Source organism: Bradyrhizobium daqingense, assembly GCF_021044685.1.
GTDB lineage: Bacteria > Pseudomonadota > Alphaproteobacteria > Rhizobiales > Xanthobacteraceae > Bradyrhizobium > Bradyrhizobium daqingense.
In genome coordinates this window covers 2,909,856-2,925,891 of sequence record NZ_CP088014.1, presented here as the reverse complement: position 1 = coordinate 2,925,891, position 16,036 = coordinate 2,909,856, and the positions used below count along the sequence as shown (strand labels likewise).

Annotated in this window: 16 protein-coding genes; 6 read left to right on the top strand and 10 right to left on the bottom strand. The window is 65.3% G+C overall.

Features of this window, described 5'->3' with window-relative positions:
- The first annotated feature begins 80 nt into the window (after window positions 1-80).
- Window positions 81-1,043, top strand: a complete 963-nt coding sequence (locus LPJ38_RS13960; protein WP_145634948.1) for a D-2-hydroxyacid dehydrogenase family protein — start codon at window positions 81-83, stop codon at window positions 1,041-1,043.
- Between the two features lie 57 nt (window positions 1,044-1,100).
- Here LPJ38_RS13960 and LPJ38_RS13955 read toward each other — a convergent pair whose 3' ends face one another.
- Window positions 1,101-2,312, bottom strand: coding sequence for a L,D-transpeptidase family protein (locus LPJ38_RS13955; protein ID WP_167520523.1), 1,212 nt, complete (start codon window positions 2,310-2,312; stop codon window positions 1,101-1,103).
- Window positions 2,313-2,680: 368 nt separating this feature from the next.
- Here LPJ38_RS13955 and LPJ38_RS13950 point away from each other — a divergent pair, with 368 nt between their 5' ends.
- Window positions 2,681-3,430: a hypothetical protein gene (locus LPJ38_RS13950; protein WP_145634955.1), complete on the top strand. Its 750-nt coding sequence runs from the start codon at window positions 2,681-2,683 to the stop codon at window positions 3,428-3,430.
- A gap of 95 nt (window positions 3,431-3,525) precedes the next feature.
- Here the strand turns inward: LPJ38_RS13950 and sseA are convergent, their stop codons facing one another.
- The 3 genes from sseA to LPJ38_RS13935 form a co-directional block, all read right to left on the bottom strand.
- Window positions 3,526-4,380 carry a 3-mercaptopyruvate sulfurtransferase gene (gene sseA, locus LPJ38_RS13945; protein WP_145634958.1) on the bottom strand — a complete coding sequence of 285 codons (855 nt, stop codon included), beginning with the start codon at window positions 4,378-4,380 and terminating at the stop codon, window positions 3,526-3,528.
- 135 nt (window positions 4,381-4,515) lie between these two features.
- Window positions 4,516-4,929 (bottom strand): rhodanese-like domain-containing protein, encoded by a 414-nt coding sequence (locus LPJ38_RS13940; RefSeq protein ID WP_145634961.1) that lies wholly within the window; start codon window positions 4,927-4,929, stop codon window positions 4,516-4,518.
- A gap of 123 nt (window positions 4,930-5,052) precedes the next feature.
- The gene (locus LPJ38_RS13935; RefSeq protein WP_145634964.1) at window positions 5,053-6,228 is read right to left on the bottom strand and encodes a vWA domain-containing protein; all 1,176 of its coding nucleotides are present in this window, start codon (window positions 6,226-6,228) and stop codon (window positions 5,053-5,055) included.
- A 122-nt stretch (window positions 6,229-6,350) separates the two neighbouring features.
- Between LPJ38_RS13935 and LPJ38_RS13930 the strand changes: the two genes are divergently transcribed.
- Together LPJ38_RS13930 and LPJ38_RS13925 are read left to right on the top strand one after the other, a co-directional pair.
- On the top strand, window positions 6,351-6,596 hold the full coding sequence (locus tag LPJ38_RS13930) for a GlsB/YeaQ/YmgE family stress response membrane protein (protein ID WP_008559660.1): 246 nt from the start codon (window positions 6,351-6,353) through the stop codon (window positions 6,594-6,596).
- Window positions 6,597-6,702: 106 nt separating this feature from the next.
- Entirely contained in the window at window positions 6,703-7,545 is an 843-nt protein-coding gene (locus tag LPJ38_RS13925; protein WP_145634968.1) for an AAA family ATPase, read from the top strand.
- Window positions 7,546-8,653: 1,108 nt separating this feature from the next.
- Here the strand turns inward: LPJ38_RS13925 and LPJ38_RS13920 are convergent.
- The 4 genes from LPJ38_RS13920 to LPJ38_RS13905 form a co-directional block, all read right to left on the bottom strand.
- Entirely contained in the window at window positions 8,654-10,300 is a 1,647-nt protein-coding gene (locus LPJ38_RS13920) for a GMC family oxidoreductase (RefSeq protein ID WP_145634971.1), read from the bottom strand.
- A 16-nt stretch (window positions 10,301-10,316) separates the two neighbouring features.
- Entirely contained in the window at window positions 10,317-10,910 is a 594-nt protein-coding gene (locus tag LPJ38_RS13915) for a GNAT family N-acetyltransferase (RefSeq protein ID WP_145634974.1), read from the bottom strand.
- Window positions 10,911-11,029: 119 nt separating this feature from the next.
- On the bottom strand, window positions 11,030-11,956 hold the full coding sequence (locus tag LPJ38_RS13910) for an SMP-30/gluconolactonase/LRE family protein (RefSeq protein ID WP_145634977.1): 927 nt from the start codon (window positions 11,954-11,956) through the stop codon (window positions 11,030-11,032).
- 140 nt (window positions 11,957-12,096) lie between these two features.
- Window positions 12,097-12,930: an AraC family transcriptional regulator gene (locus LPJ38_RS13905; RefSeq protein WP_145634980.1), complete on the bottom strand. Its 834-nt coding sequence runs from the start codon at window positions 12,928-12,930 to the stop codon at window positions 12,097-12,099.
- A 180-nt stretch (window positions 12,931-13,110) separates the two neighbouring features.
- Between LPJ38_RS13905 and LPJ38_RS13900 the strand changes: the two genes are divergently transcribed.
- On the top strand, window positions 13,111-14,214 hold the full coding sequence (locus LPJ38_RS13900) for a mandelate racemase/muconate lactonizing enzyme family protein (protein ID WP_145634983.1): 1,104 nt from the start codon (window positions 13,111-13,113) through the stop codon (window positions 14,212-14,214).
- 9 nt (window positions 14,215-14,223) lie between these two features.
- Here LPJ38_RS13900 and LPJ38_RS13895 read toward each other — a convergent pair whose 3' ends face one another.
- Window positions 14,224-14,577 (bottom strand): hypothetical protein, encoded by a 354-nt coding sequence (locus LPJ38_RS13895; RefSeq protein ID WP_145634986.1) that lies wholly within the window; start codon window positions 14,575-14,577, stop codon window positions 14,224-14,226.
- Between the two features lie 183 nt (window positions 14,578-14,760).
- On the opposite strand from LPJ38_RS13895, the gene LPJ38_RS13890 reads away from it, so the two are divergent.
- Window positions 14,761-14,985: a hypothetical protein gene (locus LPJ38_RS13890; RefSeq protein WP_145634989.1), complete on the top strand. Its 225-nt coding sequence runs from the start codon at window positions 14,761-14,763 to the stop codon at window positions 14,983-14,985.
- 293 nt (window positions 14,986-15,278) lie between these two features.
- On the opposite strand, the gene LPJ38_RS13885 is transcribed toward LPJ38_RS13890, so the two are convergent.
- Window positions 15,279-15,935 carry a glutathione S-transferase family protein gene (locus tag LPJ38_RS13885; protein WP_145634991.1) on the bottom strand — a complete coding sequence of 219 codons (657 nt, stop codon included), beginning with the start codon at window positions 15,933-15,935 and terminating at the stop codon, window positions 15,279-15,281.
- Between the last annotated feature and the right edge of the window lie 101 nt (window positions 15,936-16,036).

Below are 16,036 nucleotides of genomic sequence, written 5' to 3'. Positions count from 1 at the left end.
CGATTGCGCGCAACCATGGCCCGGTTCCGACGATGGCGCCCTCGCATGGCGCCGGCACCTCTCGCCATGGATGAATCCCGATGACGCGGCTGCGCTGTGCAATTCTCGACGACTATTTCAACCTCGCGCTCGACGTCGCGGATTGGCAAAAATTGTCCGACCGCGTCGATGTCACCGTGTTCAGCCACCCCTTCGACTCGGAGCAGGCCGCAGCCGCGGCGCTGGCCGATTTCGAGATCATCTGCGCGATGCGCGAGCGCACCGCATTCCCGAGGAGCCTATTCGATCGCCTGCCGAAGCTGAAGCTGCTGCTGACGTCAGGCATGCGCAACGCCGCGATCGACATGGAGGCCGCCAAGGCGCGCGGCATCACCGTCGGCGGCACGCAATATTCGCGCGACCCGACCGCCCCGCTGGCCATGGGCCTGATCCTGGAGCTGACCCGCGGCATCGGCCGCGAGAATGCGCGCATGCATGAAGGCAAGCCCTGGCAGACCTTCGCCGGCGTCGAGATCGAGGGGCTGACGCTCGGCATCATCGGGCTCGGCAAGCTCGGCAGCAAGATGGCAGGGATTGCGAAGGCGTTCGGCATGAACGTGATCGCCTGGAGCCCGAATCTGACGCCGGAGAAGTGCAAGGAGGCCGGCGTCGGCTACGCCACCAAGGGCGAGCTCTTCGCCAAGGCCGACATCGTCACCATCCATGTGGTGCTGAGCGATCGCTCGCGCGGACTGGTTGGCCGGGCCGATCTCGCGCGGATGAAGCCGACCGCCTTTCTCGTCAACACCGCGCGCGGGCCGATCGTGGACGAGCAGGCGCTGCTCGAAGCGTTGCAGCAGCGGAAAATCGCGGGCGCCGGCATCGACGTGTTCTCGGTCGAGCCGCTGCCGGTCAACCATCCCTTCCGCAAGCTCGACAATCTCGTGCTGACGCCGCATCTCGGCTACGCGACCAAGGATGGTCTGGGTATTCACTACGGCCAGATGGTCGAGGCGATCGACGCCTTCACCAAGGGTGGCGAGCTGCCGCGCAAGCTGGCCTGAATGACAAAGGGCGTGCCGGTGGCACGCCCTTCTGCAATCTGAATATTCTCGGCGCGCTCAGCGCACAGTGACCGGCGCAGGCAGCGGCGGCACCACGGTCGGCTGCGTGCCCGGGACGGGGCCCGCCTGCGCGGCCATCGGGGCCGGACCGGCGGCAGCAGTAGCACCCGGCGTCGGCGCGGCGGAGGCCGTGGCCGTTCCCGGCGGCGGACCGCCCGGCATCACGACCACGCGGGTGCCGACCTTGACGCGATCGAACAGGTCGGAGACGTCCTCGTTCAGCATGCCGATGCAGCCCGACGACACGAACTTGCCGATCGTCGAGGGTTGGTTGGTGCCGTGGATGCGGTAGACGGTCGAGCCGAGATACATGGCGCGTGCGCCGAGTGGATTGCCGGGACCGCCGGCCATGAAGCGCGGCAGATAGGGCTGGCGCTCGATCATCTCGGTGGGCGGATGCCAATCCGGCCACTCGGCCTTGCGGGTGATCTTCTGCACGCCGGTCCAGGTGAAGCCGTCGCGGCCGACGCGGACGCCGTAGCGGATCGCACGGCCGTTGCCGAGCACGTAATAGAGGTAGGTGTTCGGCGTATCGACCACGAGCGTGCCGGCAGGCTCCTTGGTCTGGAACGAGACCTCCTGACGGCGCAGGTTCGGCGGCAGCTGCACCGGCGCAGCATCGGGCTGCTCCTCGGGCGGCAGCGCGGCCAACTGCACCGGGCGACCATCGGTGCCGACGGGCGGCTGGCCGGCCTGAACCGTTCCGGTCGCGGCGGGACCGCCCACGGCTTCCGGCGGACGCAGGCCGTCATTGGCCGGAGCCTGGCCCTGCTGGCCCGGACGGTTGGCATAGATCACCGGCGGCGGACCGGCGGGCCGGCCGTAGCGGGGATCGTCGGGCGACATCACGGGGCCTTGCGGCGCGGCCGAATAGACCGGCGGAGCGCCAGCCGGACGGCCATAACGCGGATCATCCGGCGACATCACCGGGCCCTGCGGCGGAGCCGCCGAATAGACCGGCGGCGCGCCCATCGGGCGGCCATAGCGGGGATCATCGACCGGGCCGGGCGGCGGCAACGAGGCCTGCGGCATCGCGTCGTCGTCATCCTCCAGCGCATCGAAATTCGGCGTGCGGTCGCCGGGCCGATATTCGGCCGGGGCGCCGTAGCTCGGCACCTGCTGGATCGGATAGCTCTGAGCCTGCGCGAGCGAGGTTCCCGCCGCAGCGACTGTTGCGGCAGCGCATATCGTCAGAAAATGTTTGATCATCATCGCTCTTGTATAGTCCCCAAGCCCGTCCGGACCGTTAACGGCCAGATGACGGAAGATAGCGGCACATTCAAGACATATCAGGCCTATTTGCGCCGGATTTGCCGATTTGTGATCCGCAAGACTACCGTTGCCCCGTTGCATCACGGGGCGGAAATCGCATTGCACCGTCAATTGCCGGAGTCTTCGGCCCCGAATTTAGGAAGCGGCGGTGAGACGTTGCGATATGGTCGAATCAGCCTGATTCGCCACTGCTTTGAGCTTCGATCCCGCGCGGCGAACGCGGCATTCAGTACCGTCACCGCGTTCAGATGGCTCATGGGCCCCGGCAACCTCGCCGCCGGGGCGGAAATTCGCAAACCCGTCCGATGCTTCCCGGCTTTCGCTTCCTGTTTGCCGCGATCCTGCTGTCAACCTCCATCCTGGTGTTCGGCCTAGGGGCCGCCGCGCTGCTGCGGGCGAGCCATGAGCAGTATGTCAGCAACCCCTCCTGGCGGAACGGCCCGAAGGAGAAAGTGTTTGCCCAGGCCCCCGAGCCGGCCCAGCCGGTGCTCGCGGTGTTGCGGGCCGAGCCTGAGGTGGCCGAGCCGGAGCTCTCCCTGCGCGACCAAATACCGACCATCGGCCTTCCGGTGAGCGAGCCGGAGCAGGTCGCCGCGCTGGCAACCGAAGCCGACGCTCAGCCCACGGTCGTTGCACCGCCGACCGAAGTCCCTGCGCTCGAACCGGCCAAGCTCGACGCGACCGTGGAGGTCGCAGCGGCGGCGCCCACCGACACGCTCACGCCGGACGACACGACCGCCGCGATCCCCGAGACCAAGCCGGCCGACGAGCCGATTCCGGCTGATCCCGATGCCGCCCTCGCCTCCTCGGCGCTCGACGTCGCGTCCGCCAAGCTGGCCGCGCTGAACGATCCGGCGGCGACGTCCGTGAAGGATGCACCGGCAAAGGCCAACACTGACATCAAGGCGGATAGCAAGGCGACCAAGCCCAAGGCGAAGGCGAAGGCCAAGAAGCGGCAGCGCGTGGTGCGCCGTCCGCCGCCTCAGCAGTTGCAGCAACAACTCGATCCGTTCGGACAGCGGAGCTTCGCGACGACGACCACGCGAACGCGATAACGCGCCTTCCTGCGACCATCCATCGTCTCGAAATAGCGCCTCAAGACGTGGATGGCCGGGTCAAGCCCGGCCATGACGATGTGGAAACAGCGAGTTTACGCCGGGCCGGTCGCGATCGGCGGGCCCTTCTCCTGGCCCCATTCCGACCATGAGCCGTCGTAGAGCGCGGTGTCGGTAATCCCGAGACGATAGAGCGCGAGTGTCAGCACGCCGGCGGAGACGCCCGAGCCGCAGCTCGTCACGATCGGGGCGTCGAGCTTGACGCCGGCATTGGTGAAGGCAGCGCGGAGATCGTCGAGCGGCTTCATCTCGCCGGTCGCGGCATCGAACAGCAGATTGTAGGGCACGTTGCGGGCGCCGGGGATGTGGCCGGAGCGGATGCCCGGCCGCGGCTCGGGCGCGCGCCCCTCGAAACGGTCGGCAGCGCGCGCGTCGATCACCTGCTCGGCACGGCTTTCGACATTGGCGATGAGCTGCTGCATGCTGCGCACGCGCTTGGCGTCATAGCTCGCCTTGAACGTCGCCGGCTTCGGCTTCACCTCTCCGCTCTCGGTCGCGCGCCCCTCGGCACGCCACTTCTTCAGCCCGCCATTGAGGATGCGCACGTTCGTGTGGCCGAAGGCCAGGAACATCCACCACGCGCGGGGCGCGGCGACCCAGCCGCCGGCATCGTAGAGCACGACGGTGTCGGCGTTGGCGATGCCGAGATTGCCGATGTCGCGGCCGAACTGCTCGGCGCTCGGATACATGTGCGGCAGCGGATTGGAATGATCCGACACCGCATCGACGTCGAAGAACGCCGCGCCGGGCAGATGCGCGGCGAGATAGTCGTCCTTCGGCAGCGGCAGCACGCCCGGCAGCTTGAAACTGGCGTCGAGGATCTTAACGTTGGCGTCGTTGATGTGTGCGGCGAGCCATTCGGTGGAGACGAGGGGGTCGGTGGCGGTCATTGCATGCTCCGGCAATTGTCTCAGTCGTCATGGCCGGGCTTGTCCCGGCCATCCACGTTCTTCGTCGCGGCAAAGACGTGGATGCCCGGGTCAAGCCCGGGCATGACGGAGTATGTGGTGAGGGAGGCGTCCACTTCACCCCTTCTTCTTTGGCGCCCACTGCTCCGTCGGGCCGCCGGCATCGCGCCAGGCGGCGTAGCCACCGGCGATGTGGGCGACCGGCTTCAACCCCATGTCTTGCGCGGTCTTGGCGGCGAGCGCGGAGCGCAAGCCGCCTGCGCAGTGGAAGACGAACTTCTTGTCCTCCTGGAAGATCGGCTTGGCATAGGGGCTCTGCGGATCGATCCAGAATTCCAGCATGCCGCGGGTGCAGGCGAACGCGCCGGGAATGCGGCCGTCGCGCTCGATCTCGCGGGGATCGCGGATGTCGACGATGACGACGTCGCCGTTCTTGGAAATCTCGATGGCGTCCTTGGCGTTGAGGGTCTCGATCTCGGCATTGGCCTCGTCGATCAACGCCTTGATGCCGCGGGTGATGGTCTGGGGCATGATTATTCCCTTCTCTTTCGTCATTCCGGGGCGATGCGCAGCATCGAGCCCGGAATCCATTTCTCACCGACTCTGCCGCCCGATGGATTCCGGGTTCGCCCTTCGGGCACCCCGGAATGACGGCTAGTGCGTCAATTCCTTCATCGCGGCTTCCAGACCCTCGATCGTGATCGGATACATCCGGTTGGCGAAGATGCGTTTGATGATGGTGGTGGATTCCGAATAGTCCCAATGCTTCTGCTGCACCGGGTTGAGCCACACCGTATGCGGATAGGTGCGGATGATGCGATCGAGCCAGACCGAGCCCGGCTCCTCGTTGACGTGCTCGACCGAGCCGCCGGGGACCATGATCTCGTAAGGCGACATCGAGGCGTCGCCGACAAACACGATTTTGTAGTCGTGCGGATATTTGTGCAGCACGTCCCAGGTCGGCGTGCGGTCGGTGAAGCGGCGCTTGTTCTGCTTCCACACGCCTTCATAGAGGCAGTTGTGGAAGTAGAAATACTCCATGTGCTTGAATTCGCTCTTCGCCGCAGAGAACAGCTCCTCGACCTGCTCGATATGCGCGTCCATCGAGCCGCCGATGTCGAAGAACACCAGCAGCTTCACCGCATTGCGCCGCTCGGGGCGCATGTGGACGTCGAGATAGCCGTGATTGGCGGTCTCGCGGATGGTGGTGTCGAGATCGAGCTCGTCAGGCGCGCCGGTGCGCGCGAATTTGCGCAGGCGCCGCAACGCCACCTTGATGTTGCGGATGCCGAGCTCGACATTGCCGTCGAGATCTTTGAACTCGCGCTTGTCCCACACTTTCACGGCGCGGTTGTTGCGGTTCTTCTCCTGGCCGATGCGCACGCCTTCTGGATTGTAGCCGTGCGCGCCGAACGGAGAGGTGCCGGCGGTGCCGATCCACTTGCTGCCGCCCTGGTGCCGGCCCTTTTGCTCCTCGAGGCGCTTCTTCAGGGTCTCCATGAGCTTGTCCCAGCCCATGGCCTCGATCTGCTTCTTCTCTTCCTCGGTCAGGTACTTCTCGGCGAGCTTCTTCAGCCACTCCTCGGGGATCTCCGCCTTGTCCATGGCCTCGAGCAGGCTTTCCAGGCCCTTGAAGACCGTGCCGAACACGCGGTCGAACTTGTCGAGATTGCGCTCGTCCTTCACCAGCGAGGCACGCGACAGATAGTAGAAGTTCTCGACGGTGTAGTCCGCAAGGTCGGCGTCGAGCGCCTCCATCAGCGTGAGGTATTCGCGCAGCGTCACGGGGACCTGCGCGTCGCGCAGAGAGGTGAAGAATTGCAGGAACATGGGTGACAGATTGCCCGTCGGGGGGCGAACGTCAAGGGGCGGAGGCTCCTGCTCCGCACTGGACCGAGAGGCATTTTGCTCTAGAATTGATGCCAGACGGGGTTGTTTTGGGGACGTTTGCAATGGGAATTCTCGCAGCGCTCATCATCGGGGCGATCGCAGGCTGGCTTGCGGGCAAGATTGTCCACGGGGCGGGATTTGGGCTGGTCGGCAACATCGTCGTCGGCATCATCGGCGCGCTGGTGGCGAGCTGGGTTCTGCCACAGCTGCACATCCAGCTGGCAACCGGCACGATCGGCGCCATCGTCGATGCCACGATCGGCGCGGTGATTGTGCTCGTCATCCTTTCGCTGATAAAACGGGTCTGAAAGCCTGACCGACCCAGGAACGGCCGCCGCGAGCGGCCGTTCGCTTGTCGTGACCAAGGCAATGAATGGGCAATGCCTGGCGACGACGACCAAACAAGGACGCGCGATGAAGTTTACCGGCACCAAGGACTATGTTGCGACCGACGATCTCAAGGTCGCCGTCAATGCTTCGATCGTGCTGGAGCGCCCGCTCCTCATCAAGGGCGAGCCCGGCACCGGCAAGACGGTGCTGGCGGAGGAAGTGGCGAAGGCGCTGAACGCGCCGCTTTTGACCTGGCACATCAAGTCCACCACCAAGGCGCAGCAGGGCCTCTACGAATACGACGCGGTGTCGCGCCTGCGTGACAGCCAGCTCGGCGACGCCCGCGTGTCCGACATCAGGAACTACATCAAGCGCGGCAAGCTGTGGGAGGCCTTCACGGACGAGCAACGCCCGGTGCTCCTGATCGACGAGATCGACAAGGCCGACATCGAATTCCCCAACGACCTGCTGCTCGAGCTCGACCGCATGGAATTCCACGTCTACGAGACCGGCGAGACGATCAAGGCCAAGCAGCGCCCGATCATGATGATCACCTCCAACAACGAGAAGGAGCTGCCGGACGCCTTCCTGCGCCGCTGCTTCTTCCACTACATCAAATTCCCCGACGCCGACACGATGGGCCGCATCGTCGACGTCCACTTCCCCGGCATCAAGAAGCGCCTGGTCGAGGAAGCCCTGCGCATCTTCTTCGAGGTGCGCGAAGTGCCCGGCCTGAAGAAGAAGCCCTCGACCTCGGAGCTGCTCGACTGGCTCAAGCTGCTGCTCAACGAGGACATGAGCGCCGAGCAGCTGCGCGAGCGCGACCCGCGCAAGCTGATCCCGCCGCTGCACGGCGCACTGCTCAAGAACGAGCAGGACGTGCATCTGTTCGAGCGGCTGGCGTTCTTGAGCCGGCGGGAAGTTTAGGCCTTTCGTGTCCCGGACGCGCTGCAGCGTGCAACGCTGCTGCGCAGAGCCGGGACCCAGGACGGCACGGATTGCTCGGAGACATGGGCCCCGGCTCTGCAGCGCATCGCAAGGGCGCTGCGCTGCGTCCGGGGCACAAGAGCGGAGTGTGCGCACGCGCTCTCCACGTCATTGCGAGGAGCCCTTGCGACGAAGCAATCCAGAATCCCTCCGCGGAGAGATTCTGGATTGCTTCGCTCCGCTCGCAATGACGGAGTATGAGGCGACAGCTCGCTCTTCCCATTCGCGTTTGAATCGCAGACGCACTTTCGCAGCCTCGCGGCGCATTTCGCCCGAGCTTTGCTTCATCACTCCCTCTTCGATCAGAGGGCGCAGGGAAGGCCGGGTGCTGACCTCGCACCCGCGGTCTGCTGCGCAAAAGGTGCACGCAGAAAACCGCACAGCAGCATACAGGTGGTGCCGAACACACGGCCTTCCCTGCGCGATGGTCGGACGGCTTATGCCGTGCTCTCCCGGGAGCCGAGTTCGTTCTGGCCTCCCTCACCCCGACGAAAGCCGCCGGCATCGCGCCGGTTGACGCGACTGCCGCATTCGCCAAGGCTTGACCGTAGCAACGACGGCCAGGACCACACGGTTTTGCCGTACGCGCGATTCGCTTGACCCCGCCGGCTCCGACGGCCTTGTGCACATTGCCATCGAAAGACCAGCGGGACGAACCTGTCAGCGCCGTTCGTCCGCACGAGGCTTCGGGCTCACGGAGAGCAATCCGCCCTGCCCTTGCCTTTCGTGCCCGACGCTGCCGCGTCCACCGCAACCCGGCCCGCGTTTCGAACGACTCGCGAACCGCCCCTCTCCGTCGGGCCGGGCTGTCGCGATCTATGCCGCAATTCCGAATTTCGGTAAAGTGGAATATTTTTGCAGGGAGGGGTTGACGGCGAGCGAAACAGCCAAGAGCGAGCGGACGCGTCCCGGACGCGCTGCAGCGTCCAACGCTGCTGCGCAGCGCTGGGACCCAGAAGGCGACACGGCAGAATGCGGCGACATGGGCCCCGGCTCTGCAGCACACCGCTGAAGAAGCGCTGCGCTGCGTCCGGGGCAAGAGACCTTCCTAGGCCACCGCGGCCTCCGGAATCCTTGCGGCTTCCATCGGCTGCTTGCCGCGGATCAGGTCGGAGGCGCGGTCGGCGATCATCATCGTCGACGCATTCAAATTCGCCGAGATCATCCGTGGCATCACCGAGGCATCGATCACGCGTAGCCCTTCCAACCCGTGGACGCGGAGGTGGTCGTCGACGACCGCCCAGGTGGAATCCGCCGGGCCCATGCGGCAGGTGCAGCCGGGGTGGAAGGTGGTGGTGCCGCGCTCAGTCGCGGCGTGTAAAAATTCGTCGTCGGTGTTGACGTTGGGACCGGGGAAATCCTCGTAGGCGTAATAAGGCGACAGCGGTGCACTCTTCAAAAGACGCCGCGCCAGTCTCATGCCACCGACGATGACGCGGCGGTCGAGTTCGGCGTCGAGATAATTGGTCTGGATGATCGGCGGCGCGAACGGATCGTTGGAGCGGATGTGGACATAGCCGCGGCTCTCGGGACGCTGCTGCCAGGATGCGACCGTCATGCCGGGCTCGTCCTCAAGCTGGCCTTGCACCCCTTCCTTGTAGCTTGCAGGCGTGAATGTGAGCTGAAGGTCGGAGCTTTCGGCGCTCTCGCCGGAATGCCAGAAGCAATAGACCATGGTCGGCGACAGCGACAGCAGGCCGCGCCGCGCGGTCGCCCATTTCAGCGCCTCGATCCACAGCGAGAAGCCGCGGCGAAGCTCGTTGATGGTCTTGATGTCCTTGACCCGCGCCACCGTGCGCGGCGCGTAATGGTCCTGAAGGCCCTCGCCGACCGGCAGCGCGTGACGCACCGCGATGCCGTGCTGCTGCAACAGGTCGGGCGAGCCGACGCCGGAGAGCTGCAAGAGTTGCGGCGAGTTATAGGTGCCGCCGGACAGGATCACTTCCTTGTTGGCGCGCACCTCGACGGCATGTCCGCCGCGGCCACCCTTGGCGTAGCGCACGCCGACAGCGCGCTTGCCTTCGAAGATGATCTCGGTCGCGTGCGCGTGCGTGTGCACATGCAGATTGGGCCGCTTCATCGCGGGCTTCAGGAACGCGGTCGCGCCGGAGACGCGCAGGCCGTTGTTGATGGTGCGCTGGCAGTAGGAGACGCCTTCTTGCGTCTTGCCGTTGTAATCGGGATTGCGGGGGATGCCGAGCGAGACCGCGCCTTCCATGAAGGCTTCGCAGAGCGGATCGCGCCAGTCCATTGTGGTGACGATGAGGCTGCCTTCGCGGCCGCGATAGGCTTCCTCGCCCTCGCCGACCCGCTTCTCCAGCCGCCGGAAATAGGGCAGCACGTCGGCATAGCCCCAGCCGCGATTGCCCATCTGTGCCCAGGTGTCGAAATCCATGCGCTGGCCGCGATTGTAGATGTGGCCGTTGATCGAGGACGAGCCGCCGAGCGTCTTGCCGCGCGGCGCGTAGATGCTGCGCCCGCCGGTCCAGGGCCCCGGCTCCTGCTGGTAGGCCCAGTTGATGCTCTTCATGTGGAAGGTCTTGATGAAGCCCGCCGGCAGATGGATGTAGGGATGCCAGTCGGAAGGCCCCGCCTCGAGCACGCAGACGCTGACGTTCGGATCTTCGCTCAGCCGGCTGGCGAGCACGCAACCGGCGGAGCCCGCGCCGACGATCACATAATCAAATCTGTCCATGGTGCCTCGGCGCCTCTCAGCGCGGCTTGTCGTTGAGTTGAAATTCGAGATGCGCCTGCACGGTCGGCCATTCGGCAGCGGTGATGCTGTAGACCACGGTGTCGCGCAGCGTGCCGTTCGGCGCGATCTGGTGGCTGCGCAGAATGCCGTCCTGCTTGGCGCCCAGGCGCTCGATGGCGCGGCGGCTCTGATGATTGAAGAAATGGGTGCGGAACTCGACCGCGATGCAGTTCAGCGTCTCGAAGGCGTGCCGCAGCAAAAGCAGCTTGCACTGCGTGTTGAGCGGGCCGCGCTGCGCGCTCTTGCCATACCAGGTCGAGCCGATCTCGACCCGGCGGTTGGCGGCATCGATGTTCATATAGGTCGTCATGCCGACGATGGTGCCGGCGGCATCGAACACGGTGAACGGCAGCATCGAGCCGGCGGCCTGGAGGCCGAGGCGGCGGTCGATCTCCTTGCCCATGTTGTCCGGCAGCGGGATCGCGGTGTACCAGAGCTTGGACAGCTCGCCGTCCCTGACGGCCTCGACCAGCCCCGCGCGATGATCGTGCGACAGCGGCTCCAGACGGGCGTGCTGTCCGCGCAGGGTGACGGGATCGGGCCAGGGCATTCTATGGTTTCCTCTTGATGTCATTCCGGGGCGGTCCGCAGGACCGAACCCGGAATCTCGGGATCCCGGGCTCGGCTCTCCGAGCCGCCCCGGGGTGACGATGGCGTACTACGCCATCGTCACTTATTCAAAAAATTCAACGGCAAACCGCTGCGCGGCCAGTCCATGGCGATCAGCTCACCCTTGCCCGACAGCGTGATATAGGCGGTCTTCAGCTCGGGGCCGCCGAAGGCGATGTTGGTGGTGACGCGGTCGCCGGTCGGCACCTGCTCCACCAGCGTCCCATCCGGCGCAATCACCGAGATGCAGCCGGAGACGAGGGTGGCGACGCAGACATTGCCGCCTGCTTCCACCGCGAGCGAGTCAAACATCTGGTAGCCACCGAGGCCGCAGATCGGCTTGCCCCGCTCGCCACGATAGATCACCTCGCGCGGCTTCAGTGTGCCCGGCGCGGAGAGCTCATAGGCCCAGAGCCGGCCCGTCGGCGTCTCCGCGATATAGACGGTGTTCTCGTCCGGCGAGAGCCCGATGCCGTTCGCGGGCAGGATGCCGTGCACGATTTCGACGATCTCCTGCATGTCGGGCTTGAGATAATACATGGCGCCGACGTCCATCTCGCGCGCGCGGCGCTTGCCGAGGTCGGAGAACCACAGGCCGCCGTGCTTGTCGAAGACGAGATCGTTCGGGCCGCGCAGATCGTGCGCGCCGCATTTGCTCACGACGGTCTCGACCTTGCCGGATTGCAGGTCGACGCGCTGGATCGCGCCGCCGAGATAATCGTCCGGCTGCGGGCCCGGCATGATCATCTTGCCGGCCTGAAGCCAGGAGAAGCCGCCATTGTTGCAGATGTAGATCTTGCCGTCGGGCCCCAGGGCTGCGCCATTGGGGCCGCCCGGCACCTTCGCAACGATCTCCTTGCGGCCGTCGGGATAAACGCGCGTCAGGCGCTGGCCGCGGATTTCCACCAGCACGACCGAGCCGTCCGGCATCACGACCGGCCCTTCGGGAAATTCGAGGTCGGTGGCGAGAACGCGAACGTTGGACATGGTGGGACCCTCCCGGCTGCTTGTTATGACTTGCACGGGATGTCCGGCATGGGCCCCGCAGGCAAGCTTTGCCTGGCGTTATGACAAAGTCACCGGGGCTTGCCAAGCAAGCGGGATGGTATGCCAGCCTTGCGGAAGCTCTACTCCCTCACCGGCAGCCAGATCTCGAATCCGCCATTGCCGGTTGCAGGATCGAACGTCTCATCGTAGCGCTCGAAGTTCGGCGCATCCGCAGCTTTGAGGCCAGATGCCGGCAGCCACTGATTCCAGATTGTGTTCACGGTGCGTCGGATCGACGCGACGTGATCCGTGTGCGTAAAGACGGCATAGCGCTGCTCGGGGATGCGGATGCGGCTGAAGCGACGCGGCAGGTCGGAGAAATCGGTCACCTCGACGCCGGCGATGTAGTCGAAATTGCCGGCATCATCGCCGTTGCAACAGATGCCATAGGCGACGTTGCCGACGCGCGCGGGAACGTCGGCAATCTCCCGATGGAAGCGTTGCCACAGACCCGGGATCATGGCGCCGTTGTCACAGGCGATGCGCTCGCCCGGACCGGCGACGAGGAAGGCCTTTGCGATTTCGAAACGCGGCGGGGCAAGATGGTCGAGCATGGTGGAGTCCATGAGGATCGGCTCCTGGAGCTTGATATGGCTTGCGCACGTTGCCGCCCTCACCGCTTCGGGCGTGGTGCCGAACTGGTCGCGGAACGCGCGGGTGAAGGCTTCGTGCGAGCCGTAATCGGCCTCCAGCGCCAGCGACAGGATGTCGGGTGCACCCTTTGCCAGACTGCGCGCAGCTTCCGTCAGCCGCCGCGCGCGCACGTAACGCATCACCGGGAGGCCGGTGGCTGCGGCAAACGCACGCACGATGTGGAACCGCGACACGCCGGATATCTCAGCGATCTCGTCGAGCGTCATCGGCTCGGCCAGATGGCTCTCGATATACCAGAGCGCGCGCTGGGCTGGATTCACGATGGTCGTCCTCGTTCAAAGCGCTGCAAGGGTGCGCCGGTCATTCCCCCTTCGCTTGATCGGCGTTGCTGTCCCCGCATGAGGATAGTCTGGGAATGGCCACTGGCAACGTCCGCGCGTTCGCGGCTACACTCCGCGTGTTTCTGAACCGCTCACAAGAAAGCACGGAGGAACCGCGTCATGGAAATCACCGATGTGCGGGCGCACCATATCCGCATTCCCTATGACGCCGGCGTCGCGAGCTTCCGCCAGGGCGCGTCCGCCATCAGCGCGCTCGACATGGTGCTGGTCGAGGTCACGACCGATTCCGGCCTGACCGGCTGGGGCGATGCCTTCGCCTATGTCTGCCCGCGAACCACGCGCAGCGCCGTCGAGGAAATGATCGCGCCGCAGGCGCGCGGGCTGACGGTGCCGGATGCGGCCGGCATCCCCGCTGTCATGGAGCAGATCCAGCGCAACCTGCATCTGTTCGGCCGCTACGGCATCACCATGTTCGCGATTTCAGGGCTCGACATCGCATTGTGGGACCTTGCTGCGAAGATCGAGGGCGTGCCGCTGCACCGCCTGCTCGGCGAGACCCGGCGCTCGGCCATCCCGGCCTATGCGAGCCTGCTGCGGATCGGCTCGCCCGACAACATCGCGAGCGAATGCAGGAAGGCGCTCGCGCTCGGCTATGGCGCCATCAAGCTGCACGAGACCACGGCACCCGCGGTGTTCGCCGCGCGCGAGGCGATCGGCCCGAACATTCCACTGATGGTCGACATGAACTGTCCGCTCACGGCCGCGCAGGCGATCGCCTTCGCGACGACATGCGCGGAGGCGCGGCCGATGTTCCTGGAGGAGCCGGTGTGGCCACCGGAGGATTTTGCCGCGCTCGCCGACGTCCGCAGCAAGGGCGGGCTCGGCATTGCCGCTGGCGAGAACGCCTGCACTGAATATCAATTCCGCCAGATGCTGGATGCGGGCGCGGTTAGCCACGCCCAGCCATCAGTGACCAAGGTCGGCGGCATCACGGAGTTTCTGAAGGTCGCTGCGCTGGCGGATCGGCTCGGCATCAAGATCGTGCCGCACTCGCCCTATTTCGGTCCCGGCCTGCTGGCGACGCTGCACCTGCTCGCAACGCGCGAGGACGGGCTGGTCGAGATGTTCTATCTGAAACGCGAGGCCTGCCTCTGGGGCGGCCACGCCGATGTCGATGCGACCGGCCATGTCGCGGTGCCCACGGGTCCCGGGCTCGGCTACGAGCCCGACCGCGGCGTGATGGAGAGATACCGCGTGACGTGACCGGCACGCTTACTTGGAATCCTTGGCCGGCGGCGCGTCCTGCTTCTTCTTCGGATCCTCCACCGGCTTCACTTGGGCCGCCTGAAGATCGGCAAGCGTCTTCTGCAAACCGGCCACCGTCGTCTTCAACGCGTCGATCTGGCGATTGGCTGCATCCAGCTTCTGCTGCTGATCGAGCGTGAGCTTGGTGATGGTCTTCTGGAGGAAATCGACATTGCTCTGGAGGCAGCTGGTGCGCCGCTCCATGGTCTTCTCGACGGTGCATATCTCGATACCGGGCACGTCCTGCGCGCGGACCGGCACGGTCGCCAGCGTGGCGAGCAGCAACATCGCGAAACAGACGCCGGCGCTTCGGGACAGCATGCAGGTTCCTCGTCAAATCGATCACGGCAATGTGCGCTGTTTGAGCGCAGCGGCGTGAGGCTACCACACTCGTACCGCATTCTCGCGTTGAGCTTGCACCTGTTCCCTGGGACGGGGACGATGATCGGCACGCGAAAGATGTGGGCCCTCTTTCCGCGGCTTTGTTTAGGGGAGATTTTTGGAATGGCAACGCGCGATAGACGTCTGGCGGAATTCGACGGCGCCGGAGAACCGCCACCGGGCCTTGCGGTCGAAGTGCTGTGCGAAGACCACAGCGGCACGTATCAGCTGCCGTTCGCCTGCCGTTATGTGGAGGGGCGCTGGCGGAACAACGAGGCCGGAATTGCGGTCGAAGCGACCGTGATCGGCTGGCGCCTGCCGCGTGTAAAGCATTCGGGCGCAGCCTGAGGCATCGTGTTTGTTTCAAAATGCGACGGGGCCGCGCCCCGCTTTAACCTTCGGAACGCGGCCCGAACGAATCACGTCCGAATCAGCTGCCAAGCTTCGTACGCAGCTGTTCACGGCTAGATGTCGCCGGCCGACCAACCGGCTCGCACAATATCTGCGCAGCGCAGGATTCGGTTCGGGCTGACGCTTGGCGACAAAGGTTAACGGCATCAACGACATCAGCCGGACTCGCCGCCTGTCTTGGGGATGACGGTGCCCCGCCGCCGAAACAGGCAGGCGGGCGCAACGGCTGCCTAATATTCGACCTCGAGCTCCTCGATCTCGGCCGGCTCTTCCCGCGCGGCCGCGATCCATTCCTGCATCTCGGGCATGGCCATGATGGTGTCGGCATAGGCCTTCAGCGGCGGCGCGAGCTTGACGTCATAGGTCACGAAGCGCGTCACCACAGGGGCGTACATCGCATCCGCCGTGGTGCGCTTCTCGCCGAACAGGAAGGGGCCGCCCGACTTCTCCAGGCAATCACGCCAGATGAACCAGACGCGGTCGATGTCGGCCTGCGCGCGCGACCAGATCTTGAAGCCGGGAAAGTGCCCCTTCAAATTGACCGGCAGCGAGGCGCGCAGCGTGGTGAAGCCGGAATGGATTTCGCCGGAGATCGAGCGGCAATGCGCGCGCTGGATGCGGTCATCAGGCAACAGCCCGGCGTCCGGCATCGCCTCGTTGAGATATTCGGCGATCGCCAGCGTATCCCAGATCACGGCGCCGTCGTGCCGCAGGCACGGCACCAGGATCGAGGACGACAGCAAGAGGATTTCGGCGCGGGCGGATGCGTCGTCGGGCGCCGTGACGATCTCCTCGAAATCGATGCCGGAAAACTTCGCCAGCAGCCACCCGCGCAGCGACCAGGACGAATAGTTCTTGCTGCTGATGGTCAGTGTCGCCTTCGCCATTGGCCCTTCCCTGATCCCGGCACCCGCTCGGCCCTCGGCGCGCGCCTGCGAGCCGTGCTTCCGGCAAGATGAAGAGCAAGCGATGTGCCAATTCCGGGGGG